This window comes from Ursidibacter arcticus, from assembly GCF_009761375.1.
Classification (GTDB): domain Bacteria; phylum Pseudomonadota; class Gammaproteobacteria; order Enterobacterales; family Pasteurellaceae; genus Ursidibacter; species Ursidibacter arcticus.
Genome location: NZ_LEKM01000085.1, coordinates 1 through 447, shown reverse-complemented (window position 1 = coordinate 447; position 447 = coordinate 1). Strand labels below are relative to the sequence as shown.

At 40.0% G+C, this 447-nt stretch carries 1 protein-coding gene; it reads left to right on the top strand.

All coding sequences use genetic code 11. The annotated features are described in order from the left end of the window. The coding region (locus tag A1D25_RS01935; protein ID WP_205420569.1) for a hypothetical protein at positions 1-447 on the top strand (447 nt) is incomplete at both ends.

Here is a 447-nt window from a genome sequence, read left to right as displayed (position 1 = left end):
GACCAAGACTAAAGATCTTGAGGTAACTGGAAACTCTACCCTTGGTAACACCACTATCGGCGGTGAAGGTAAAACGTTCAACGTTACCAATGGCACCAAGATTGATATGGGTGGTAATACCATCAACAACATCACCAGTGGTGAGATTAAAGAAGGTAATACTCAAGCGGTAACTGGTGGAGCTGTTCATACCAAGGTTAAAGAATTGGTTGATGGCGGTATCAAATTTATGGGTAACAATGGTACTGTTATTACTACTAAATTGGGTACACAGCTCAACATTGTTGGTGGTAATGTTACTCAAGGTAACTACAGCAGCAATAATGTGAGAACCCAAGCTGACGGTACAGGCAATATCACCATTGAATTTGCTGAAAAACCAAAATTTGAAGCGGTAGAAACCAAAGAGTTGAATGTTACTGGTAATGCAACAATCAAAGACTTGAA